We start from the raw sequence: 22,954 nt of genomic DNA on the forward strand, positions 1-22,954 counted from the left end.
CCGGACTAACCTGTAGTACGACCATCCATCATCGCCGAGCCAAGTGAGCCATGACCAACAGCGAAGTACGCGTCCGTTTCTGTCCGTCACCCACCGGAACCCCGCACGTGGGTTTGGTGCGCACCGCCTTGTTCAACTGGGCATTCGCACGACACCACGGCGGCACATTCGTGTTCCGTATCGAAGACACCGATGCGCAGCGCGACAGTGAAGAGTCCTACCAGGCCATCCTCGACGCCCTCCGCTGGTTGGGGCTCAATTGGGACGAAGGCCCGGAGGTCGGTGGGCCGCACGCACCGTATCGCCAGTCCGAGCGTCGCGACCTGCATCTCGACGTTGTTGCCAAGTTGCTGGCCGCGGGCGAGGCCTACGAGTCCTACTCGACCAACGAGGAGGTCGAAGCGCGACACAAGTCGGCCGGACGCGATCCGAAGCTCGGATACGACAACTTCGATCGCGAGCTCAGCGACGAGCAGCGCGCTGCCTACATCGCCGAGGGGCGCAAGCCCGTCGTCCGCCTCCGGATGCCCGATCACGATCTGACCTGGAACGACCTGGTGCGGGGCGAGACCACGTTCAAGGCAGGCACCGTTCCGGACTTCGCGCTGACTCGCGGCAACGGCATTCCGCTGTACACCTTGGTCAACCCGGTCGACGACGCGTTGATGAAGATCACCCATGTACTGCGCGGCGAAGATCTGCTGTCCTCGACTCCGCGTCAGCTCGCGTTGTACGAGGCATTGATTCGTATCGGTGTCGCCGATTTCACACCGTCGTTCGGGCACTTGCCTTTCGTGATGGGTCAGGGCAACAAGAAGCTTTCCAAGCGCGATCCCGAGTCCAACCTCTTCATCCACCGCGATCGGGGCTTCATTCCCGAGGGATTGCTGAACTACCTGGCTCTGCTCGGGTGGAGCATCGCCGACGATCACGACGTCTTCTCGCTCGACGAGATGGTTGCGGCCTTCGACGTCTCCAAGGTCAACTCCAATCCTGCCCGCTTCGACCAGAAGAAGGCCGACGCGATCAATGCCGAGCACATTCGTCTGCTCGAGCCGGCCGACTTCGCCGGTCGTCTGAAGTCGTTCCTGGTGGAGCACGGACACATCGGCGCCGACGTCGACGAAGCGACGTTCACTGTTGCGGCGGACCTCGTGCAGACGCGCATCGTCGTCCTGTCCGACGCGTGGGATCTGCTGAAATTCCTGTTCGTCGACGAGGCGTCGTTTGCTCTCGATCCGGCCGCGGCGGCAAAGAACTTGAAGGAAGATGCCGGTCCGGTTCTGGACGCGTCTCTTGCGGCGCTCGATGCCATCTCAGAGTGGTCGGCGGCCAGTATCGAGGAAGCACTCAAGAAGGCCCTCATCGAGGATCTGGAGCTCAAACCGCGTAAGGCCTTCGCTCCGGTTCGGGTCGCGATCACGGGCTCTCACATCAGCCCTCCGCTGTACGAGTCGATGGAATTGCTCGGTCGTGAGGTCTCGCTCGCTCGGTTGCGCGCCGGTAGGGCAGCGGTAACCGCCTAGATCGGACGGTCTTCCGGCCGAAAATGAAGCAAAAACCTCCTGTGACCATACGATTTGGTATTTGGGGCAGGGGTACTGGTAATCTTCTTTTCGGCCGGAGACGAGCCGCCGAGCACAACAGCGAAGCGGATCGGGCAAGGCTGGTGAGCAAGACCTTGGGGTATGGTGTAATTGGCAACACAGCGGTTTCTGGTACCGCCATTCTAGGTTCGAGTCCTGGTACCCCAGCGGAAATCCGGTCGATTTTGTGGCCGGACTCAGACAAGCTAAGCTTGCTGAGCATCCAAGAGCAAGGCTGAAATACCACGTTTAAAAGCGTGTCCTGGCCCCGTCGTCTAGCGGCCTAGGACGCCGCCCTCTCAAGGCGGTAGCGCGGGTTCGAATCCCGTCGGGGCTACAAATGAAAGACCCTCCGATCATTGATCGGGGGGTCTTTTCGTATGTGCGGAAAATGTTTCCGGCGATGCGAAAAACGATCACCCCCAGGCGAATTCGACTGGGGGTGATCGTCATCTCACTCTGTTGTCCGCGATCGGCTATCCGCTCTTACGGCGGAACTCTCGCTTGTGATCGGCCGGGCCATGCGTGTTGTGGACCTTGGACTGTCCGTCGCGATGGTCGGTCGATTTGGCGTTCTGATGATTCTTCCGTTCGAGGGCCTCACGGAACTTTCGTTTGGTTTCCTCCGATTGGGATTCGGGTTCGGACGGGGTGTTGCTGTCGAGATCGCTCATATGCTCACTCCTTGTTGTTGGGCCTGTTGGTGAAACTACGCCGGCCCGAATTCGATTGCTCGTGATTTTTCCGCTCACGAATCTCAGGGCTGCGGCGGCGGTGCGGTAGAGCCGGAAAGAGGCATCGCAGGCATCCCGAGCTTGCGGTGATCCCACGAACGAGTTCGATCGGGAACGAACCGTACCGCGACGCGCTTGTGGAGCATCGCGTCGACGGCCGGGCGGAGATCGTCGGTGTACGGGCCCGTGTATCGCTCCCAGACGCTGATTCCCACAGCGAAGAGGGCTTCCGGATCTTCGACGATGACCCCGGTACCCTCCATCGAGACTCCTCGGAGCGTGTCGTACGTCTGACCGTCTTCGATCAGGACGGACATTCGGGCGTCCCGGCGAAGATTGACGGCCTTCTGAGACTTGGCTTTGGTCTCGAACCAGATTTCGCCCTCGACTATCGCGAACCACATCGCGATCAGGTGAGGCATTCCGTCGGCGCTCAACGTCGCCATCGTTGCCGTACGGCTCTTTTCGACGAAGCTCGAGATTTCGGCCTCGGTCATCGTGATCTGACTACGCTGCTTTCCTGCCATGGTCGCGTCGTACTCCTACGTGCTCGAGGATCTGAAGGCCTTACTGTGTCACGAATTACAGACGCTTGTGGAGCGCTTCGGCAGCTGCGAGAAGGTCCGCCGCCCAGCGGGCTCCCGGTCGTCTACCCATCCGATCGATGGGGCCGGAGACCGAAATCGCGGCAATGACAGCGCCTGCCGAGTCGCGGACGGGAGCCGCGACGCTGGCGACACCGGGCTCACGTTCGGCCGCGCTCTGTGCCCAGCCGCGCCGGCGAACCTCGAGGAGCACTCGTTCGCCGAAGGACGCATCGGCGAGGACGGTCCGTTGGGTTTGTGGATCTGCCCATGCGAGAAGGACCTTGGCGCCGGATCCGGCGTTCATCGGCAGTCGGGCTCCGACGAGCACCGTGTCACGCAGGCCCGTCGGTGGTTCCATCGACGCGACGCAGATGCGTTGTGTGCCTTCGCGACGGTACAGCTGGACGCTTTCGCCGGTGATTTCGCGAAGGCGGGGGAGGATGAGTCCGGCCGCAGCAATGAGTGGATCATTAGCGGTGGCAGCGAGTTCGGCGAGTCCGGGCCCTGGGCACCACTGACCGTCCGAGTCGCGAGTGAGGAGTCGATGGACTTCGAGACCGACGGCGAGTCTATGGGCGGTCGCGCGCGGCAAACCGGTTCGTGCACAGAGTTCGGTGAGGCTGCACGGTTCCTCAGCTACTGCATGAAGCACGCCCATTGCTTTGTCCAGGACGCCGATGCCGCTATGCTGTCTCATAGGTCGATACCAGTTTCTCGCATAGTGGGATGCTACCGCATTTCCTGGAGGGATAGCGCATTTCCTCGGGACAGTCTGCATCTGCTGTGAAGGCTGGGGACCTACTTCACGCGCGGCGGGCCAGCCCGTAGTCCGCCGACGCGAGGCTACGTACAGAGGTGGAAGACATGGCACAGAAAGCACGCACTCTCGCCGAGAAGGTGTGGGACGACCACGTTGTCGTGAAAGGGGAGGGGCAGGATCCCGACCTCATCTACATCGATCTCCACCTCGTTCACGAAGTGACGAGCCCCCAGGCATTCGACGGACTTCGCCTGGCGGGACGCCAGTTGCGCCGTCCCGACCTGACGATCGCCACCGAGGACCACAACGTTCCGACGATCGACATCGACAAGCCGATCGCAGATCCTGTGTCCAAGACTCAGGTCGACACCTTGCGCCGAAATTGCGAGGAGTTCGGAGTTCGCTTGCACCGCATGGGCGATCTCGACCAAGGCATCGTGCATGTGGTCGGACCGCAGCTCGGCCTGACGCAGCCCGGAACCACCGTGGTGTGCGGCGACAGTCATACGTCGACGCACGGCGCATTCGGTGCGCTCGCAATGGGAATCGGCACCAGCGAGGTCGAGCATGTGATGGCAACGCAGACATTGTCGTTGCGCCCCTTCAAGACCATGGCGATCACGGTCGACGGCGAGCTGCCTCCCGGCGTCACGAGCAAGGACTTGATCCTGGCAGTCATCGCCAAGATCGGCACCGGCGGCGGCCAGGGCTACGTACTGGAGTACCGCGGCGAGGCCATTCGCAAACTGTCGATGGAAGCTCGTATGACCATCTGCAACATGTCGATCGAGGCCGGAGCCCGCGCGGGCATGATCGCACCGGACGAGACCACTTACGAGTTCATCAAGGGCCGTCCGCATGCACCGTCCGGCGCAGAGTGGGACGAAGCCGTCGCCGCGTGGGAGTTGCTCAAGACCGACGAGGGCGCGGAATTCGACAACGAGGTTCACATCGACGCAAACGCATTGACGCCTTTCGTCACGTGGGGAACCAATCCGGGACAGGGTGCGCCGCTCGGCGACCGTGTGCCTGATCCCGAACTGATCGTCGACGAGAGCGAGCGTCAGGCAGCCGAGAAGGCGCTCACCTACATGGGTCTCGACGCCGGTATGCCGCTTCGGGATGTTTCTGTCGACACCGTGTTCGTCGGTTCGTGCACCAACGGACGCATCGAAGACCTGCGCGCAGTGGCGGAGGTGCTCGAGGGTCGCCATGTGGCAGAGGGCGTTCGGATGCTCATCGTTCCCGGCTCGATGCGGGTGCGGGCTCAAGCCGAAAGCGAAGGTCTCGGTGAAATCTTCACAGCGGCAGGGGCTGAATGGCGCCAGGCCGGTTGCTCGATGTGCTTGGGAATGAACCCTGACCAGCTTGCTCCCGGCGAGCGTTCGGCATCGACGTCCAACCGGAATTTCGAAGGCCGACAGGGTAAAGGCGGCCGGACTCATCTGGTTTCCCCGCTCGTCGCGGCTGCCACGGCGGTCCGCGGAACGCTCTCGGCACCGGCCGATCTGGTCTGACCCACTTACCATCTCGAGGAGAATTTCGATGGAATCCTTTACCACGCACAAGGGTATCGGCGTCCCGCTGCGACGCTCGAATGTCGATACCGACCAGATCATCCCTGCCGTGTACCTGAAACGGGTGACGCGCACCGGATTCGAGGACGGGCTGTTTGCAGGCTGGCGTACCGACCCCAACTTCATTCTGAATCTGGCTCCGTACGACAAGGGAAGCGTCCTCGTGGCCGGTCCCGATTTCGGCACGGGCTCTTCGCGTGAGCATGCCGTGTGGGCTCTCTCCGACTTCGGATTTCGGGTCGTCATTGCTTCCCGGTTCGCCGACATCTTCCGCGGAAACGCCGGAAAAGCCGGTCTCGTAGCGGCACAGGTCGAGCAGAGCGACGTCGAATTGCTCTGGAAGTTGCTCGAAGAGCAGCCCGGACTGGAATTGACAGTAGATCTCGAGAATCGGACCGTCAGCGCCGGAACTACGGTGGTGCCGTTCAATATTGACGACTACACACGGTGGCGTCTGCTGGAGGGTCTCGACGACATCGGACTGACATTGCGGCAGGTAGACGCGATTTCCGAGTTCGAAAAGTCAAGGCCTTCATGGAAACCGACTACCCTTCCAGCCCGAATTTCGCAGGGCTGAACCGAAATCCGCAACTCCGCGCGGGAAGAGAAATAGGTCACCATTTCGCAGTCACGTTGAATGAGAATTGGCGTGGCACATAGACTCTTGCCGTTATCAGGTTTACCGTGGTTCTCAGTCGGTCCGACGGTGGACCACAATTAGCGGAGGAATTTCAATGAACAAGGCAGAGCTCATCGATGTTCTGACTGAAAAGCTGGGTTCGGACAGGCGCACAGCGACCGACGCAGTGGAGCACGTCGTGGACACCATCGTCCGCGCCGTCCACCGTGGCGAGAGCGTGACCATCACCGGCTTCGGAGTCTTCGAGCAGCGTCGTCGTGCAGCACGTGTTGCACGCAACCCGCGTACGGGCGAGACCGTCAAGGTCAAGCCGACGTCGGTTCCGGCTTTCCGTCCGGGTGCGCAGTTCAAGGCTGTTATCGCTGGTGGACAGAAGCTTCCGGCCACCGGCCCGGCAGTCAAGCGTGGCGTAGCAGCACCGGCCACCAAGGCTGCAGCCAAGAAGGCTGCTGCCAAGAAGACCGCAGCCAAGAAGGCTCCGGCCAAGAAGGCTCCGGCCAAGACCGCAGCCAAGAAGACGGTTGCCGCGAAGGCTCCCGCCAAGAAGGCTCCGGCCAAGACCGCAGCCAAGAAGACGGTTGCCACCAAGGCTCCTGCCAAGAAGGCTCCGGCCAAGACCGCAGCCAAGAAGACGGTTGCCACCAAGGCTCCCGCCAAGAAGGCTCCGGCCAAGACCGCAGCCAAGGCTCCGGCCAAGAAGGCTCCGGCCAAGAAGGCTCCCGCCAAGACCGCAGCCAAGAAGGCTCCGGCCAAGAAGGCTCCGGCCAAGCGCGCAAAGTAGTCGCGTTCGGGTGAAAAACCCGATGCCGTAAGACAAAGAGGTGCAGCCGCGGATCAGATCCGCGGCTGCACCTCTTTTTGCTGTCTGGGAGAAGTATGAATTCTCCTGTGTTTCAGTGCTTTGCAAAACTACCGAATCGAGCTGAGTGTCGGTTGGTCCAAATCCCTCAGGAGTTGGCGACTTTGGGGAGCGGGCTGTCGAGGTGATCCGCGGCGACGAGACGGCCGTCGAGGAACGAGAGCACCCAAGTGCTCGCCTTACGGTTGCGCGCCGAGGGCAGTGTTATACCGGCCGTATCAGCCCACCAGCGCATCAAATCGGGGATGACGCCTCCTTGGCTGCAGATTACGGGAGTGCCCTCCAGCGCGGCGATCTGCAGCGCACGCGCCCTGGCGGCGTCGGGATCGGCCTCGTAACCTTCTTCGGTCAGAAGAGGTTCCGTCGAAATCTCTTCACCCAATGCCTCCGCCAATGGCATCACAGTGTCGATGCAGCGCGTACGGTCAGCCGCGAAAACCGAATCGGCTCCGAAGATTTTCAGCTGTTCGACCAAGGCGGCGGATTGCTCTTTGCCCTTGGCGTCGAGTGGACGCACATTGTCGTCGCCCTTGTATCGCTTACGGCTCCCAGCTTTTGCGTGGCGGACGAGTAATACCGTTTTCGTGTCAGGCGGAAGGGAAACGAAGCGGCGAAGAATCATTCGATCCATCGGGTAGGAAAGATGATCGGCGACCTCGGTGACCGGAAGCCAATAGAGAACATCCACTTCGCTATTCGGCCCGAAATCTCCGTCCACTGCTTCGGCCGACCAGTATTCGACCCGTTTGAGTTTGCGATGTCCCGGGATCGGGTACGTCACGCCACCGAGGTGCCTTCCGAAACGTCCGGTGATCGAGGTCTCTTCGCGGACCTCCCGAACTGCTGCGGTCAAGAAGGTCTCGCCGGGATCGAGCTTTCCTTTGGGGAATGACCAGTCGTCGTACTTCGGTCGATGTACGACGGCGATCTCGATGGCGGAAGGATCCTGAGGAGCCTTCCGCCACAGAACCGCGCCTGCGGCAAAGATGTTGGCTTTGACCGGCTTGTCGTTCATTGTGTGATCCGAGCCCGTCAAGACCCGCTGGCGGTGCGGCTGCGCATCAACGACTGTTGATGCTCACGTACGTCCTCACCGCGTTCGGGGGCAGCGACCCAACTCCCGTCCGGATGCAGTACCCAGCAGCGAGTTCGGGGATCGAGCGCGGAGTCGAAGATGTCACCGAGTTGCTTCGACAGTTTCGGGTCCTTGACCTGCACCATGACCTCGACGCGGCGATCGAGGTTGCGGTGCATCATGTCTGCGCTGCCGATCCAGAATTCGTCGGCCGAGCGGAAATGGAACATTCGCGAGTGTTCGAGGAAGCGTCCGAGAATGGAACGTACTTCGATGTTTTCGCTGAGGCCGGGAACGCCCGGCTTGAGCGCGCAGATTCCGCGGACCACGATCTCGACGGGGATACCGGCCTTGGATGCGCGGTACAACGCGTCGATGACCTGCTCGTCGACCAATGCGTTGGCCTTCAAGCGGATACCGGCATCGCGGCCTGCGAGCTTGTGAGCGATCTCGTTGTCGATCCGCTCGATGATCCCGCGGCGAACCCCGTACGGCGCTACGAGAAGGTTGCGGTAGCTCGTCTTTCGGGAGTATCCGGTCAGCGAGTTGAAGAGGTCGGTGAGGTCTGCACCGATCTCCGGTGCTGCGGTGAGCAATCCGACGTCCTCGTACATGCGCGCGGTCTTCGGATTGTAGTTGCCCGTGCCGATGTGGCAGTAACGACGAATGGTCGAGCCCTCTCGCCTGACGACGAGGCACGTCTTGCAGTGAGTCTTGAGACCGACGAGACCGTAGACGACGTGAACGCCGGCCTGCTCGAGTTTGCGAGCCCACTTGATGTTGGCCTGCTCGTCGAAGCGGGCCTTGATCTCCACCAGCGCGACAACCTGCTTGCCCGCTTCGGCGGCGTCGATCAGTGCATTGACGATGGGGGAGTCGCCGGAAGTGCGGTACAGGGTCTGCTTGATCGCGAGCACCTGCGGGTCGGCGGCGGCCTGTTCGATGAAGCGTTGAACGCTTGTGGAAAACGAGTCATATGGGTGGTGGACGAGCACGTCGCCTTCGCGCAGGGTCGAGAACACGCTCTTCGGAGTCTCGCGTTCACCGAACGCCGGATGCGTCGCCGGGACGAACGGAGCGTCTTTGAGAGCGGGGCGGTCGACGGCGTAAACCTGCCAGAGGCAGGACAAGTCGAGGAGACCGGAAACCTCGATCACGTCGGCCGGATCGACGTCGAGTTCACGCAGAAGCAGTTCGAGCATGTGCTCGGTCATGTCGTCGGCAACTTCGAGGCGAACGGGTGAACCGAAACGACGACGCGCCAATTCACGTTCGAGTGCCTGCAGCAGATCCTCGTCCCGATCTTCTTCGACCTCGAAATCGGCGTTGCGTGTGATTCGGAAAGCGTGATGTTCGACGATTTCCATTCCGGGGAACAGCACGTCCAGATGAGCCGAAATCAGTTCTTCCATCGGGAGGAAAGAATCGATGGTGGACGAAGATGTCGTGCTCTTGACTCGCACGAACCGGCCGACGTTGTCGGGAACCTTGACGCGAGCGAAGTGTTCGCCGCGGGTGACGGAGTCCTTCACCGTCACGGCGAGGTTGAGGCTCAGTCCGCTGATGTAGGGGAACGGGTGAGCGTGATCGACTGCCAACGGCGTCAGTACCGGGAAGACCTGCTCGTGGAAATGCGCAGAGAGTCGGCCGTGATCGTCGGCGCTGAGGTCGGCCCATCGAACGATTGAAATGCCTTCTGCCGCCAGGGCAGGGCGGACCGAGTCGAGAAACACGTGCGCGTGCTTGTCGGCGAGTTCCTGGGTGCGACGCGCGATGAGCGCCAATTGTTCGCGTGGGGAGAGGCCGTCGGCGGACCTGACCGACAGTCCCGTCTCGTCGCGGCGCTTGAGTCCGGCGACCCGGACCATGAAAAATTCGTCGAGATTGGAAGCGAAGATGGCGAGGAACTTTGCGCGTTCGAGCAACGGCAGTGACTCGTCGGCGGCCAATGCGAGAACACGGGCATTGAAATCGAGCCAGCTGAGTTCGCGGTTGAGGTAACGATCCTCGGGAAGTCCGACGAGCAATTCGGGTAGCTCTGCCTTGGTAGCTGCAGGGGGAGCGCCCGGGATGTTGGTGGCGACCGCGACGGCCTGAGATCGCGGCGAGGTGGCCGCGCCGTTCTCGTGGCGGCCGGAGCTGTGGTCTCCGTCCGACTGGTCTTCGGAAATACGGTTTTCGAGTGCTTCGCCATTGCTCACTCGTCGATCATCCCCCACAATCGCGCGGTCCGACAATCGATGAAAGAAAATTCATCGACTGTTCGACGGCGTGGCCTTGAGTCTGGTCAACGAAGCCGATGTCGCGGGGCCTACTCCCAGTGCTCGCACAGTGCCGAGATCGGCATGGGTGTCGACGTCGGTGCGCAGTCCCGGCCATTGGCCGTTGAGTGGACGAGCACCTGAATTGGCATGTCCAAGTGCGGATTCCGGCCCGAACCGAGGGTCCAGCGCGCTTTCGCCGCACGCAAACAATGCGGAAGTGCCAGTGCCGTGGTGATCGACGACGACTGAACGTCCGCCGCTGCGGGCCGCGGCCACGGCCTCCGTCAGTTCGCTCGGTTGCATGGCGGGCAAGTCGGCTTGCAGCACAACGAGGTCGACCACTCCGCGCTTGGCTCGGATATCGGCGGCCGCTGCACTCAACGCCGCGTTGAGGGTTTCCTCCGTGCGCGGTGTTGCGCCGTTGGTTCGGGCGCCGTCGGGAGCTGGATCGGCGTAGACCGTCACGCCGACGGAATATGCAAGGGCGGCAACGGTGGGGTCTGGGGTGACCACTGTGACGCTGTCGATGGCCGAGACGGCTGCAACTGTGGCGAGGGTGTCGTGAAGCATGGCCAACACGAGGTCTGCACGCGCGTCCGAGTCGAGTTCGCCCGCGAGTCGGGACTTGGCCGATCTCAAGGACTTGACGGCCACTATCGCATGCATGGGGCGTTCGATCTCCGTGCGCGCATGCGGTGTCTCCACGGCGTGTGGGTACGGGGGTTCCGCGCTGTCCATCCCTCGATCTTGCCAGTCATCACGCTCGGTGTCCGCGGCTGCCCACCGCAGTGCACCACAGGCGATACTCTGTGCAGACGATTTTTCTGGCGGCGACCCGCTTCGCCGGGTAGACGGGGTGAGCGTGTGAGTAAGGCAGCTGTATTGGGCGCAGGTTCGTGGGGAACGGCGTTGGCGAAGGTGATGGCCGAGGCCGGAACCGACGTGACGATGTGGGCCAGGCGTGAAGAGGTCGCGAAGCGCATCGACACCACGCACGAGAACAGCGACTATCTGCCGGGCATTGCTTTGCCTTCGTCGATTCGCGCGACCCACCACCACGAGGAGGCGATGGCAGGTGCTGACTTCATCGTGCTGGCGGTTCCCTCGCAGTCGCTACGAGCAAACCTGGAGCAGTGGAAAGGCTCGATCGGACCCGATGCGACTCTGCTGAGTCTGGCCAAGGGAATCGAGACCGGGACGCTCATGCGCATGAGCCAGGTCATCGTGTCGGTGACCGGCGTGGAACCGGGGCGCGTCGCGGTGCTCTCGGGCCCGAACCTTGCACACGAGATCGCCGGCGGGCAGCCCGCGGCGACGGTGATCGCCTGTTCGGATTCCTCGCGTGCCCTCGCTCTCCAGGATGCTTGTGCTACCGGCTATTTCAGGCCGTACACCAACTCCGACGTCATCGGTTGCGAGATCGGTGGTGCGTGTAAGAACGTGATCGCGCTGGCCTGCGGCATGGCCGCCGGCAGTGGATTCGGCGACAACACGGTCGCCAGCATCATCACCCGTGGGCTCGCCGAGACGATTCGTCTCGGCGTTGCGCTCGGCGCCAAGGCGTCGACTCTTGCAGGCTTGGCGGGCGTCGGTGACCTGGTAGCGACCTGCACGTCCGAGTTGTCGCGAAACCGGACGTTCGGAGAGCGGCTCGGACGAGGCGGGTCGATGGAGTCGGCACAGAAGGCAACCAACGGTCAGGTCGCCGAGGGCGTGAAGTCGTGCACGTCGGTACGCGCACTCGCTGCCGGATACGACGTGGAGATGCCGTTGACCGACGCGGTCCACCGGGTGTGCCACGAAGGCATGGCCGTCAGCGATGCGATCGGTCAGTTGCTCGGACGCCGGACGAAGCCGGAATGAGTGAAATCGGTGTGGGTCGCTTCGAGGATTACGGGGATTCGACGCGCAGCGTGAGCGCCGTCGCGCGCGAACACGCCGCGGGTCAGCCCATGCAATTGGGCCCGATATTCGCTGCGCCGTACCAACTTTCGGCGGACGAAGGTTCCGAGTCCGATACCTATGCACGTGCGTCGAACCCGGGTTGGCGCGGACTCGAATCCGCGCTCGCGGCGCTCGAGAGAGCGGACCACGCCCTCGTCATGGGATCGGGGATGTCCGCGATCACCGCTACCTTGCGCAGCGTCCTCGTCGCGGGGGATACCGTCGTCGTGCCCTCGGACGGGTACTACCAAGTGCGGTTGTACGCGAACGAGCGCCTCGCGCCGTTGGGAATCACCGTTCGCGAGGTTTCGACTCTGCAGATGGGCGACGCGAGCTTCGTAGATCTGCTCGACGCGTCACCGGGCCGCGTGGTCGTCGTCGCCGAGACGCCGTCCAACCCGGTGCTGGACGTGGTCGACCTTCGCGTGCTCGCCGACGTGTGCCACCGTTCGGGTGCGCTGCTGATCGTCGACAACACGACCGCGACACCGCTGGGTCAGCGCCCGCTCGAATTGGGTGCCGACGTCGTGGTGGCCAGCGGTACCAAGGCTCTCAGCGGGCACAGTGACCTCCTGATGGGTTACGTCGCCACCTCCGATGCGGCAGTGAGTCGGCGAATCGAGCGTGAGCGACTTCTCTCGGGAACGGTGCTCGGCCCCTTCGAGACGTGGCTTGCGCACCGGAGCCTCGGCACGGCAGGCCTGCGATTCGGGCGTCAGTGCGACAACGCGCTGGCGCTTGCCGAGATGTTGGTAAATCACAAAGCAGTCCGGTCCGTTCGTTACCCCGGCCTTCGCGGTGACCCGTCCTATGCAACGGCATCCGGTCAGATGAATCGATTCGGCGGATTGGTGAGCGTCGAGTTGGATTCGGCTCAGGCCTTCCACTCGTTCGTCGAAGCGAGCGCTCTCGTCACGGCTGCTACCAGCTTCGGGGGGATCCACACGACGGCGGATCGCCGTGCGCGCTGGGGCGATCCGGTCAGTGCGGGGTTTGTCCGAATCGCTTGTGGCATCGAGGACACCGCCGATCTCCTGGCCGACATCGAGCGCGCACTCGACGCGTAAACGGGCCGGGTCGACGAAATCGGTCCGGCCCGATCGCGTGCCGCAGTCGATTCGGCGGTACGGTTTGACGCGTGAACAGCAGTCGTACCCGCGTGGCCGTGATCTTCGGTGGCCGGAGCAATGAGCATTCAGTGTCCTGTGTTTCCGCCGGAAGCGTCCTGAGCAACCTCGACCCCGATCGGTACGACGTCGTACCGATCGGCATCACCGTCGACGGTTCCTGGGTGCTCGGTTCGAGCGACCCCAGTTCCCTCGCGATCAGCGGGCGCGCGCTGCCGTCGGTCGACAAAGACGGAACGTCGGTGGTCCTCAGCGCGGACCCCACCCGCGAGGGCGAGGTCATCTCCTTCGACGGCTCCGACGCCGGTGCTGTGCTCGCGTCGGTCGACGTCGTGTTCCCCGTTCTTCATGGGGCTTACGGTGAAGACGGCACGATCCAGGGTCTGCTCGAACTTGCCGGGGTTCCGTACGTCGGACCCGGAGTTCTGGCCAGCGCCGCCGGCATGGACAAAGAGTTCACGAAGAAGCTTCTTGCTGCTGAAGGACTTCCCGTCGGAGTGCAGGTCGTGCTTCGACCGGGAACCGCAACGCTGACCGAAGAGCAGAAGGCGGAATTGGGCCTTCCGGTTTTCGTCAAGCCCGCTCGTGGAGGCTCGTCCATCGGCATCACTCGGGTGAGCAATTGGGACGGTCTGGACGGGGCGATCGCTCATGCACGCCTGCATGATCCCAAGGTGATCGTCGAAGGCGCGATCATCGGCCGCGAGGTGGAATGCGGCGTCCTCGAATTCCCGAACGGCGACGTCAAGGCGAGTGTGGTCGCCGAGATCCGGATGCCGGATTCCGACGCCGATTCGGACGCGTTCTACGACTTCGACACCAAGTACCTCGACGACGTGTGTGAATTCGACATCCCCGCGAAACTCGACGAGTCGGTGAGCGACCAGATTCGAGAGCTTGCTGTCCGCGCGTTCAAGGCACTCGATTGCCAGGGACTCTCGCGGGTCGATTTCTTCGTCACGGCTGACGGCCCGGTGATCAACGAGATCAACACGATGCCCGGGTTCACTTCCATCTCGATGTACCCGAAGATGTGGAACGCCACCGGAATCGATTACCGCACTTTGATTTCGACTTTGGTCGACACCGCCGTCGCTCGCGGCACCGGCCTTCGCTGATCAGGGAACCGCGACCGGCGCCGGGTCGAGAGGCTTCTGTTCGAGAGTCGCCGTGATGGTGTCGGAGATTTCCTGAATCGGCGTCGGACCGGTCCCGTCGGGGATCGTGATACCGATGTATTCACCGCGGTCTACGGCAAACCAAGTGCTCGCCGCCAAACCGATGTCGGTTCCCGAGACCTGGAACCACTGGACACCGTTCACGACCTGTAGTGCTGCAGCCTGGTCGAACTCGGACGGACGGTCGAGTCCGCAGCGCAAGACGATCGGCTCTCCTTCGCTGCGCTGCCACGCTGCCGCACCGGCCGGAGCAGGTTCTACCAATTCGGCTTTCGTGAAGTCGTCGATCTTGTCGGGGAGCGCGCCGAGAAGGGAAACGCAGGCCGGCGACTCCGCTGCCGGTGCCGGTACGGGTCCCAATGCAACCGGCGAGAGTTCAGGGTTGTTTCCCGCGACGACGGCCGCGATCACTACTCCGACGATCAGGGCTACCGGGAGTGCGATGGCGGTGGCGATCAGCGCCGGACTGCGGCGCTCTGACGGATCGTCGTCGCCGTCGGGGTCGATGTCGGCGTTGTCTGCGGTGGAGGTGTTTTCTGCCATGCTCAGTTCTTCGCTCGGGTCCTGGTCCAGTCGATCAGCGGTCTTGTCACTTCTGAGAGCATGTCGGTGAATCGGTAGGATTGCCGACACACGCGTGAGCTTGCAGAAGCATTCACGACCACAGCTAGAAGGTACCGCAGGCCGCTTACGAGCGAATTGCGTCGGCATTGGAGAGACTCATCGCATCATCGGAGTTCACTGCATCATCGGAGTTCACTGCATCATCGGAGTTCGGGTCGGAGCCCACTGTCGAGCAGGTGGGGGAGTTCGACGTGATCGCGCGATCTCTTCTCGGCCGAATCCAACCGGTCACCACTGAATTGGGGCCGGGTGACGATGCCGCCATCGTGACTTCCGGAGACGGCCGTGTGGTTGTCTCGTCCGACATGTTGGTCGAAGGTCGACATTTCCGAATGGATTGGTCTTCACCACGCGACATCGGCCGGAAGGCAGTGGCACAGAACGCTGCTGATGTGGTCTCGATGGGAGCGCGGCCGACGGCCTTCACGGTGTCTCTGGGGTGCCCGCCTTCGACACCCGTCGACGTGGTCGACGCAATCTCCGCGGGAATCTGGGACGCGGCAACCGATCTGGGCGCCGGTGTGGTCGGCGGTGACCTGGTCCAGTCACCGGTGATCGTGGTGTCGGTGACCGTGCTCGGCGATCTCGGTGGCCGTGCGGCAGTTCTGCGTTCGGGAGCAAAGATCGGTGACAAGATCGCGGTCGCCGGGTTGTTCGGTTGCTCGGCAGCAGGGTTGGCACTACTGCTCGACGAAGCCGTACTGCTCGACAAGCCCGCAAACTTTCCAGATTTGCTTGCCTCCCATCGCGTTCCGAATCCGCCGTATCAATCGGCATGGGACGCCGCAGAATCAGCACATTCCATGACGGACGTGTCCGACGGATTGATCGCGGACCTTCGACATCTCGCAGAGGCCTCGCACGTGCGGTTCGACATCTTCTCGGCTGCGGTTCCGACCTCACCGGATGTCGCATCGGCGGCCGAGGCGCTCGACGTCGATCCGCTGGACTGGATCCTCTCCGGTGGTGAAGATCACGGATTTGCAGCAACTTTCGGGCCTGAGGTCGAGATTCCGTCGGGTTGGATCGTGATCGGTGAGGTTGCCGCCGGTTCGGGCGTGAGCGTCGACGGTTCGCTTCGCGAGAGCGGCGGGGGCTGGCACAGCTTTTCGACCACCGGTACCACCGCGGTATAGGTTGCTTTCATGGCTGTATACGCACTTGGAGACAGAGTTCCGGACATTCATCCGGACGCATACGTCCACCCGGACGCGGTGGTGATCGGCGCCGTGACTCTCGCAGCGGGTACCTCGATCTGGCCGCAAGCGGTATTGCGTGGTGACTACGGAACCATTTCGGTGGGAATCGGATCGAACATCCAGGACGGAACCGTCATCCATTGCACCGCCGTCGATGCGACTGTCATCGCTTCCGGTTGCGTCGTGGGCCACAACGCGCACATCGAGGGATCGACCATCGAGGACCATTGCCTGATCGCGTCGGGGTCAGTTGTTCTCAACGGAACGGTGATCGGGACGGGGTCGATCGTCGCCGCTGGTGCGGTGGTGGCCAACAAGATGCAGGTTCCGCCGCGCAGCATGGCACTCGGTGTCCCCGCCAAGGTCCGTGCGGGATACGAGGTTCCGCTCGGTCACCTCGACGGCAACGTCAAGATGTACGCAGCCAATGCGGCGTACTACCGCGACGCGTTGCGCAGGCTCGACTGATGGCGCCGCTTGCAGAGATCGTCGACCCAGGGTGGGCGCGAGCACTCGAACCGGTGTCGGAGCAGATCACCGCGATGGGTAAGTTCTTGCGCGAAGAGATCGCTGCGGGACGGGAGTACCTGCCGGCGGGGGAGAACGTCTTGCGTGCGTTCACGAACCCTTTCGAGGACGTTCGAGTGCTCATCGTCGGTCAGGACCCTTATCCGACGCCCGGTCACGCTGTCGGGTTGAGCTTTTCGGTTGCACCGGACGTGCGGCCGGTTCCGCGAAGTCTCGGCAACATCTACAAGGAGTATCACCAGGATCTCGGGTTGCCGATACCGCCGAACGGCGATCTGACACCGTGGTCGAAACAAGGTGTGCTGCTTCTCAATCGCGTTCTCACCGTGCAGCCGGGTCAAGCCGCTTCTCATCGTAAGAAGGGCTGGGAGCCGGTGACCGAGCAGGCTATCCGCGCTCTGGTCGCGCGGTCGTCACCGATGGTGGCGATCTTGTGGGGTCGTGACGCGGCCACTCTCGCGCCGATGCTCGGCGACACACCGATCATCGAATCCGCGCACCCGTCACCGCTTTCGGCCTCGCGTGGCTTCTTCGGTTCGCGCCCCTTCAGTCGTGCGAACGAACTCTTGACCGGACTCGGAGCCGATCCGGTCGACTGGAATCTGGGCTGATCGAACGGTGTCTGCACGAACCGGCCTGCCGAACGTCGAGTCGCGACGTTCGGCACGGCAGTTCGACTAGGCCTGCTTTGCGGAAGTGAAATCGGGCCGACGCTTGTCGACGAACGCGTCGACGCCCTCGCGTCCGATCGGGCTGTTCGCTGCGATGGCGATGGACGCGGCTTCGGCGTCGAGTTGCTCGGCGAGCGAGTTCGTCCGCGACGAACGCAGCAGTGCTTTGATTCCCGAGTACGACGTACTCGGTCCGTTGGCCAGAGCGCGGGCGAGGCGAGCTGCCTCTTCTTGGACCTCGTCGTCACCGACGAGTCGGGTGAGGATCCCCAGGCGGACGGCTTCGTCGCCACCGATCACCGAATCGTTGAGAAGAATCTCGCGAGCGCGTGCCACGCCGACGATGCGTGGAAGCGTCCACGACATTCCGCCGTCCGGGGTGAAACCGATGGAGGGGTACGCGGGGCGAAGCTTGGTGCCGGTGCCGCCGATTGCGACGTCGGCGAGGCAGACCAGGCTCATTCCGGCGCCGGCAGCCCATCCGTGGACCCCGGCCACCACTGGAGCGGTCGCAGCGTCGAGCGCGCGAACGAACACGTGGAAGACGCGGGCAACCTCGGCCACGTACTCGCCGCGGTCAGGGGCTGCGGCGAACGCACGGACGTTGCCGCCGGCACAGAAGTTTGCGCCTTCGCCGACCAGAAGGATGCTCCCGATGTCGTTTCCGACTGTCTCGAGCGCCTGCGCGCCCTGAACCAGTCCTTCGTCGTCGAGGGAGGTGCCGTTGGCGGCGGTGGAAATGGTGATGCGGAGTACGCCCTCGTCGAGGGTCACTTTGCTCAGGTCATCGATGGAAGTCACTCAACGCACATTACGGGTGTCCGACAGCCATACGAAACACGGGGACACATAGATACAGCCACATAGATACAGCTCTGCCCCCGTCACCGAAGTGACGGGGGCAGAGCCTGCAATAGTTTGTGCTCGGGCAATCAGCCCCGAGCGACCTTGCCTGCCTTCAGGCAGGAGGTGCACACGTTGACCTTACGGGTGTTACCCGGGGCAACCTCGGTACGAACAGACTGAATGTTCGGGTTCCAGCGACGATTGGTACGCCGGTGCGAGTGCGAGACCGACTTACCGAAGCCGGGCCCCTTGGCGCATACGTCGCAGACGGCAGCCATAGTCGCGAACTCCTTGTTAGAAATGAATATTGAAGTGGTTACCCTACACGGTAGGGCAGCCAGAATTACAATCCGAATATACTCGACTTCGAACCGATCCTTGACCGCTCACTGTGCAGCCGAACGTGAAAACAGTCAATCAGCAACAAACAAAGTGCAGCATTATTTCGTGTAGCCCGTTCGAGGCAACCGTGTAAGAGTAACCGCTTCCGGCCCGAATGGCCAAACCGCCCGGTAATGACGGTTGCGCAGAAGCGTCGGACTACCCTCGACTGCACCGATCACCGATCTCTTTTTCATCGTCAGTCTTTCCATCGTCGAGGGGAACCGTCAGTGGGGGAAGTGCAACGCGTCGCCGAAGAAGCGGAATCCGTCGCGGACGGACATCTGCTGCGGCGCTGGGCCCGCCGGGCGGTCGACAGCCTCCAGAAACGTCGCGGTGAGATCAACAACCTCAACGTCTTTCCCATCCCTGATTCGGATACCGGCACCAATCTGCTGTTCACGATGCGGGCTGCACTCGATTCCGCCGAGACGATCGAGGACGACGTCCGCAGTGCGGGCCGCGTCGCCAACGCTCTGGCTCGGGGCGCCGTGTCCGGTGCTCGCGGTAATTCCGGAGTGATCCTCTCCCAGGTGATCCGGGGCATCGCCGAGAGCGTTCAAGGTGAGCACATCGACGGCCGTAGCTTCGCGAACTCGCTGACCACGGCGACGACGCTGGCCTCTCGGGCTGTCTCCGATCTGGTGGAAGGCACCATCGTCACGGTATTGCGTGCATCGGGAGAAGCAGCGCAGGAGTGCGTCGACACCAGGACACCGAGCGGCGAGGATCTTGCATCCGTGGTTGCCGCCGCTGCCGACGCCGCTGCGGTCGCACTGAACAAGACGCCGGAGCAACTGGACGTTCTCGCGTCCGCCGGGGTGGTCGATGCCGGGGGATTCGGTCTGGTTCTGATCCTCGACGCCTTTGTCGAGGTGCTGACCGGGAAGCCGCAGGTTCGCGAAGATCTGGGGACGCCGGACCCGAGGTCGAGCGCAGTTGTCGACGTCAGCGCATTCGATCACGATTGGGCTCACAAGAGCCCGATCGAATGTGGTGATCACTCGGAACAGGATTTCGAGGTCATGTACCTCGTCGACGACTCCGACGACGATCGCATGACGGCGCTGCGCACGCGGCTGTCCGTCCTCGGAGATTCGACGGTCATCGTCAGCGACGGTTTCGGCGGCTGGTCGGTGCACGTGCATTGCTGCGATGCCGGTGCAGCCGTGGAAGCCGGCCTCGAGGCCGGGAAGGTTCACGGTATTCGCATCAGCAGTTTTCTCGTCGACGAACGCGACCAGTTGGTGGCACGGGCGGAGAGGCGATTCCCCGGGGCCGGCGCGCGCGGCGTACTGGCCGTCGTTGCCGGTGACAGCGCGGCGGCGTTGTTCGAGAGTGAGGGTGCGACGGTTCTTCGGTGCGACGATGCGCCGGTGACACGCGCACAACTGCTCGGCCGCATTCGTCAGATGGAACGCAGCGAAGTTCTGGTGCTTCCGAACGGAGCTTTGACCGCTCAGGAACTCGTCGCAGTCAGTGCCGCTGCACGCGATCCGCTTCACCAGGTTCTGCTGCTGTCGACGTCGTCGATGGTCCAGGGCCTGGCAGCACTTGCCGTTCACGACCCTCAGCGCAACGTCGCCGACGACGGCTTCACGATGTCCGAGGCGGCGGCCGCCACGCGCTGGGGATCGTTGCGGATCGCGGTCGAGCGTTCGCTGACCTACGTCGGGACATGTGATCCGGGTGACGCGATCGGTCTGATGGGGCACGAGGTGGTGCTCATCGGTCCCGACGTCGCGGAGTCGAGTGCGCGACTGGTCGACCTCGCGCTCGGATCCGGCGGCGAACTCGTGACCCTACTCATGGGCGCCGACGCGCCGGACGACCTGGCCGGGCAGCTCGAGGCGCACGTCGTCGCGCACCACCCGGGCGTCGACGTGCTCGTCTATCAGGGTGATCAGCCGGGTGACCTGTTCCAGTTGGGTGTGGAGTGATCGAACCTGGTCTGTCGGTGACTGCTGATATACGAACACATGTGCTTACCGCGACACTGTGCTGGAGGAACTGATGGCGACGCTCGCCGACCCACTCGATCGGCTGCTGGGAAAGAAGACCGCGGACGCGCTCGACGAGGCATTCGAGATCCGCACCGTCGAGGACCTGCTGCGTCACTACCCACACCGGTACGCGTCGGCAGGCAAGGAACTTGCCGAGAAGGAGCCGCCCGAGGGTGAGCACATCACCATCATCGCGCGGGTGGCGTCGGCCGCCGTCGTGAAGATGAAGAACCGTCCGGGGCAGATGTTGCGAGTATCGCTGGCGACTGATTCGCAGACCGTCGACGTCACGTTCTTCAACCCGCAGAAGGTGCGGCACGTCATCAAGCCCGGCGTTCGGGCGATGTTCTCCGGGACGGTGAAGTACTTCCGCGGCAAGTGGTCTCTCACTCATCCGAGCTACCTGATTCTCCCGGAACCTCGTGTCGGCGAAGAGGATTCGGTAGTTCCGCTTGCATCCATCAAGGGAGCCGGTGACCTTGCGGGCCTGGCTCGCGCAAATCAGGATCCCGGCGCCGAACTCGATCTGTCCGTCTTCGACCGCGCGTTGATCCCGCTGTACCCGGCGACCCGCGAGGTCGAGAGCTGGACCATCATGCGGTGCGTGCGGCAAGTGCTCGACCAACTCGATCCGATCGAGGAGCCATTGCCCGCCGAGACTCGGGCCGAGCACGGATTCATCGGTTTGGACGAGGCGCTGCGCACCGTTCACCTGCCAGATACCAAGGAAGACATCGAACGAGCACAGGATCGTCTGCGTTTCGACGAGGCGCTGTCTCTGCAGTTGGTCCTCGCGATGCGTCGTCACGACAATTCCGAGCGTGTGGCTCCGGCCTGCGCTCCGGTCGCCGGCGGGATCGCGGACCAGTTCGAGGAGATGCTCCCGTTCACTCTGACGGAGGGACAGCAAGCAGTCGCGGAGGAGATCTCCACCGACCTTGCCCGCCCACACCCGATGAGCCGCCTTCTTCAGGGCGAGGTCGGGTCAGGCAAGACGATCGTGGCTCTGCGCGCGATGCTGCAGGTCGTCGATGCGGGTTATCAGTGCGCGTTGCTCGCACCCACCGAGGTCCTGGCAAATCAGCACGCGCGATCACTGCGCAAGATGATGGGCTCGCTGGCTGCAGGTGGTGAACTCGGTTCTGCCGAACATTCCACCCGTATCGCCCTTCTTACCGGCTCGCTGCCTGTCGCTGCGAAGCGCGCAGCGCTGCTCGAAGCCGTGACCGGCGACGCCGGGATCGTCATCGGTACCCATGCGCTCATTCAGGACAACGTCGAGTTCTTCAACCTCGGCATGGTTGTCGTCGACGAGCAACACCGCTTCGGCGTCGAGCAACGTGATCAGTTGCGATCACGTGCCCGTGAAGGACTGAGTCCGCATCTGCTGGTGATGACGGCAACGCCGATTCCGCGAACCATCGCCATGACCGTGCTCGGCGACCTCGAGGTCTCGACCCTGCGAGAGCTTCCACGTGGGCGAACCCCTATCAAGAGCAGTGTCGTGCCCGCGAAGCAGAAGCCGCAGTGGGTCGATCGCGCATGGGAACGAATCCGTGAGGACGTCGCCGACGGCCGTCAGGCGTATGTCGTGTGCTCGCGGATCGGTGACGGCGAGCAGGGTGCAGGCGAAGATCAGTTCACCGAGGAGAAGCAGCCCGAGACCAAGTCGGCGGTCGACGTCTTCGAAGAGCTGTCGAGTGGTCCGCTGGCCGATCTGCGAGTCGGGTTGCTGCACGGTCGACTGCCTTCCGACGAAAAGGACGTGGTGATGAGCGCGTTCAACGTCGGTGACATCGACGTCCTCGTCTGTACGACCGTTGTCGAAGTCGGTGTCGACGTTCCGAACGCGACGGTGATGGTGATCGTCGACGCCGAGCGGTTCGGCGTCAGTCAGCTCCATCAGTTGCGTGGCCGCGTCGGTCGAGGGAAACACCAGGGACTGTGCATCCTCGTCACCGGAAGCAATCCCGGGGGGCCGGCGTACGAGCGGCTCTCGGCGGTGGCAGCGACCAACGACGGGTTCGAACTGGCTCAACTCGACCTCGCGACCAGACGTGAAGGAGACATCCTCGGTGCGGCGCAGTCGGGCACAACCTCGAATCTGCGGCTGCTTTCCCTCATGGCCCATGGAGACATCCTCGAGTCCGCCAGGGAGTTCGCTCAGGGAATCGTCGACTCCGATCCGTCGCTCGACGGTCATCCCGCCCTCGCTTCCATGGTGACCGCTGCCCTGGACTCCGACCGGATCGAGTACCTCGAGAAGTCGTGAAGGGTATGACGACAAGCTGAAATCGAATAGCACGAGGACCGCCGGGTTGGTTTCTCGATTCAGTCCGAAATATGAGACTCCGCATGTAGACGCAAGATG

21 protein-coding genes and 2 tRNA genes are annotated in these 22,954 nt (G+C 62.8%); 14 read left to right on the forward strand and 9 right to left on the reverse strand.

All coding sequences use genetic code 11. From position 1 onward, the window contains the following. Positions 1–50: 50 nt before the first annotated feature. From gltX to ACN50D_RS02060, 3 genes are all read left to right on the forward strand, one after another. Positions 51–1,526 carry a glutamate--tRNA ligase gene (gltX, locus tag ACN50D_RS02050; protein ID WP_211920398.1) on the forward strand — a complete coding sequence of 492 codons (1,476 nt, stop codon included), beginning with the start codon at positions 51–53 and terminating at the stop codon, positions 1,524–1,526. Positions 1,527–1,682: 156 nt separating this feature from the next. Beyond that, a tRNA-Gln gene (locus ACN50D_RS02055) sits at positions 1,683–1,754 on the forward strand. A 96-nt stretch (positions 1,755–1,850) separates the two neighbouring features. Continuing rightward, a tRNA-Glu gene (locus ACN50D_RS02060) sits at positions 1,851–1,923 on the forward strand. 139 nt (positions 1,924–2,062) lie between these two features. Here the strand turns inward: ACN50D_RS02060 and ACN50D_RS02065 are convergent. The 3 genes from ACN50D_RS02065 to ACN50D_RS02075 all read right to left on the reverse strand — a co-directional run bounded on the left by ACN50D_RS02065 (position 2,063) and on the right by ACN50D_RS02075 (position 3,604). Continuing rightward, positions 2,063–2,260 (reverse strand): DUF5302 domain-containing protein, encoded by a 198-nt coding sequence (locus tag ACN50D_RS02065; protein ID WP_007729345.1) that lies wholly within the window; start codon positions 2,258–2,260, stop codon positions 2,063–2,065. Between the two features lie 83 nt (positions 2,261–2,343). After that, positions 2,344–2,847: a pyridoxamine 5'-phosphate oxidase family protein gene (locus ACN50D_RS02070; protein WP_070162237.1), complete on the reverse strand. Its 504-nt coding sequence runs from the start codon at positions 2,845–2,847 to the stop codon at positions 2,344–2,346. A 55-nt stretch (positions 2,848–2,902) separates the two neighbouring features. Further along, positions 2,903–3,604 (reverse strand): IclR family transcriptional regulator, encoded by a 702-nt coding sequence (locus ACN50D_RS02075; RefSeq protein ID WP_007729342.1) that lies wholly within the window; start codon positions 3,602–3,604, stop codon positions 2,903–2,905. A gap of 158 nt (positions 3,605–3,762) precedes the next feature. On the opposite strand from ACN50D_RS02075, the gene leuC reads away from it, so the two are divergent. The 3 genes from leuC to ACN50D_RS02090 all read left to right on the forward strand — a co-directional run bounded on the left by leuC (position 3,763) and on the right by ACN50D_RS02090 (position 6,665). After that, complete coding sequence (gene leuC / locus ACN50D_RS02080) at positions 3,763–5,184, forward strand: 3-isopropylmalate dehydratase large subunit (protein ID WP_211920396.1); 1,422 nt, start codon at positions 3,763–3,765, stop codon at positions 5,182–5,184. A 28-nt stretch (positions 5,185–5,212) separates the two neighbouring features. Further along, positions 5,213–5,821, forward strand: a complete 609-nt coding sequence (leuD, locus tag ACN50D_RS02085) for a 3-isopropylmalate dehydratase small subunit (protein WP_003944724.1) — start codon at positions 5,213–5,215, stop codon at positions 5,819–5,821. Between the two features lie 157 nt (positions 5,822–5,978). After that, entirely contained in the window at positions 5,979–6,665 is a 687-nt protein-coding gene (locus ACN50D_RS02090) for an HU family DNA-binding protein (RefSeq protein ID WP_047271271.1), read from the forward strand. A gap of 166 nt (positions 6,666–6,831) precedes the next feature. Here ACN50D_RS02090 and ACN50D_RS02095 read toward each other — a convergent pair whose 3' ends face one another. Genes ACN50D_RS02095 through cofC form a run of 3 tightly spaced genes read right to left on the reverse strand, consistent with a single transcriptional unit; the run spans position 6,832 to position 10,820 of the window. Beyond that, entirely contained in the window at positions 6,832–7,758 is a 927-nt protein-coding gene (locus ACN50D_RS02095) for a bifunctional NUDIX hydrolase/histidine phosphatase family protein (RefSeq protein WP_054187768.1), read from the reverse strand. A gap of 17 nt (positions 7,759–7,775) precedes the next feature. Next, entirely contained in the window at positions 7,776–10,019 is a 2,244-nt protein-coding gene (locus ACN50D_RS02100) for an RNA degradosome polyphosphate kinase (protein ID WP_003942685.1), read from the reverse strand. 51 nt (positions 10,020–10,070) lie between these two features. Then, a complete protein-coding gene (gene cofC, locus ACN50D_RS02105; protein ID WP_080552786.1) occupies positions 10,071–10,820 on the reverse strand; it encodes a 2-phospho-L-lactate guanylyltransferase in 750 nt (249 codons plus the stop codon). Between the two features lie 126 nt (positions 10,821–10,946). Between cofC and ACN50D_RS02110 the strand changes: the two genes are divergently transcribed. The 3 genes from ACN50D_RS02110 to ACN50D_RS02120 all read left to right on the forward strand — a co-directional run bounded on the left by ACN50D_RS02110 (position 10,947) and on the right by ACN50D_RS02120 (position 14,271). Next, positions 10,947–11,945: an NAD(P)H-dependent glycerol-3-phosphate dehydrogenase gene (locus tag ACN50D_RS02110; RefSeq protein WP_030535420.1), complete on the forward strand. Its 999-nt coding sequence runs from the start codon at positions 10,947–10,949 to the stop codon at positions 11,943–11,945. Next, positions 11,942–13,093, forward strand: coding sequence for a cystathionine gamma-lyase (locus ACN50D_RS02115; RefSeq protein ID WP_003942728.1), 1,152 nt, complete (start codon positions 11,942–11,944; stop codon positions 13,091–13,093). The genes ACN50D_RS02110 and ACN50D_RS02115 overlap by 4 nt, the downstream gene beginning before the upstream one ends. Before the next feature lie 71 nt (positions 13,094–13,164). Next, positions 13,165–14,271: a D-alanine--D-alanine ligase family protein gene (locus ACN50D_RS02120; protein ID WP_042450837.1), complete on the forward strand. Its 1,107-nt coding sequence runs from the start codon at positions 13,165–13,167 to the stop codon at positions 14,269–14,271. Here the strand turns inward: ACN50D_RS02120 and ACN50D_RS02125 are convergent, their stop codons facing one another. Beyond that, complete coding sequence (locus tag ACN50D_RS02125) at positions 14,272–14,964, reverse strand: DUF3515 domain-containing protein (RefSeq protein ID WP_003942765.1); 693 nt, start codon at positions 14,962–14,964, stop codon at positions 14,272–14,274. It abuts the gene before it with no gap. Between the two features lie 77 nt (positions 14,965–15,041). On the opposite strand from ACN50D_RS02125, the gene ACN50D_RS02130 reads away from it, so the two are divergent. Genes ACN50D_RS02130 through ACN50D_RS02140 form a run of 3 tightly spaced genes read left to right on the forward strand, consistent with a single transcriptional unit; the run spans position 15,042 to position 17,293 of the window. Continuing rightward, a complete protein-coding gene (locus ACN50D_RS02130; RefSeq protein WP_211920394.1) occupies positions 15,042–16,091 on the forward strand; it encodes a thiamine-phosphate kinase in 1,050 nt (349 codons plus the stop codon). 9 nt (positions 16,092–16,100) lie between these two features. After that, complete coding sequence (locus ACN50D_RS02135) at positions 16,101–16,622, forward strand: gamma carbonic anhydrase family protein (protein ID WP_211920393.1); 522 nt, start codon at positions 16,101–16,103, stop codon at positions 16,620–16,622. Further along, the gene (locus ACN50D_RS02140; protein ID WP_042450832.1) at positions 16,622–17,293 is read left to right on the forward strand and encodes a uracil-DNA glycosylase; all 672 of its coding nucleotides are present in this window, start codon (positions 16,622–16,624) and stop codon (positions 17,291–17,293) included. The genes ACN50D_RS02135 and ACN50D_RS02140 overlap by 1 nt, the downstream gene beginning before the upstream one ends. A gap of 66 nt (positions 17,294–17,359) precedes the next feature. Here the strand turns inward: ACN50D_RS02140 and ACN50D_RS02145 are convergent, their stop codons facing one another. Further along, the gene (locus ACN50D_RS02145) at positions 17,360–18,154 is read right to left on the reverse strand and encodes an enoyl-CoA hydratase-related protein (RefSeq protein WP_003942812.1); all 795 of its coding nucleotides are present in this window, start codon (positions 18,152–18,154) and stop codon (positions 17,360–17,362) included. A 131-nt stretch (positions 18,155–18,285) separates the two neighbouring features. Continuing rightward, on the reverse strand, positions 18,286–18,477 hold the full coding sequence (gene rpmB, locus ACN50D_RS02150) for a 50S ribosomal protein L28 (protein ID WP_003942669.1): 192 nt from the start codon (positions 18,475–18,477) through the stop codon (positions 18,286–18,288). 333 nt (positions 18,478–18,810) lie between these two features. Here rpmB and ACN50D_RS02155 point away from each other — a divergent pair, with 333 nt between their 5' ends. Both ACN50D_RS02155 and recG read left to right on the forward strand, forming a co-directional pair. Next, positions 18,811–20,520, forward strand: coding sequence for a DAK2 domain-containing protein (locus ACN50D_RS02155; RefSeq protein ID WP_050656645.1), 1,710 nt, complete (start codon positions 18,811–18,813; stop codon positions 20,518–20,520). A 73-nt stretch (positions 20,521–20,593) separates the two neighbouring features. Then, positions 20,594–22,855: an ATP-dependent DNA helicase RecG gene (gene recG, locus ACN50D_RS02160; RefSeq protein ID WP_003942757.1), complete on the forward strand. Its 2,262-nt coding sequence runs from the start codon at positions 20,594–20,596 to the stop codon at positions 22,853–22,855. Positions 22,856–22,954: the final 99 nt, after the last annotated feature.

Source organism: Rhodococcus sp. SB1D (genome assembly GCF_048573875.1).
Lineage (GTDB): Bacteria > Actinomycetota > Actinomycetes > Mycobacteriales > Mycobacteriaceae > Rhodococcus_F > Rhodococcus_F qingshengii.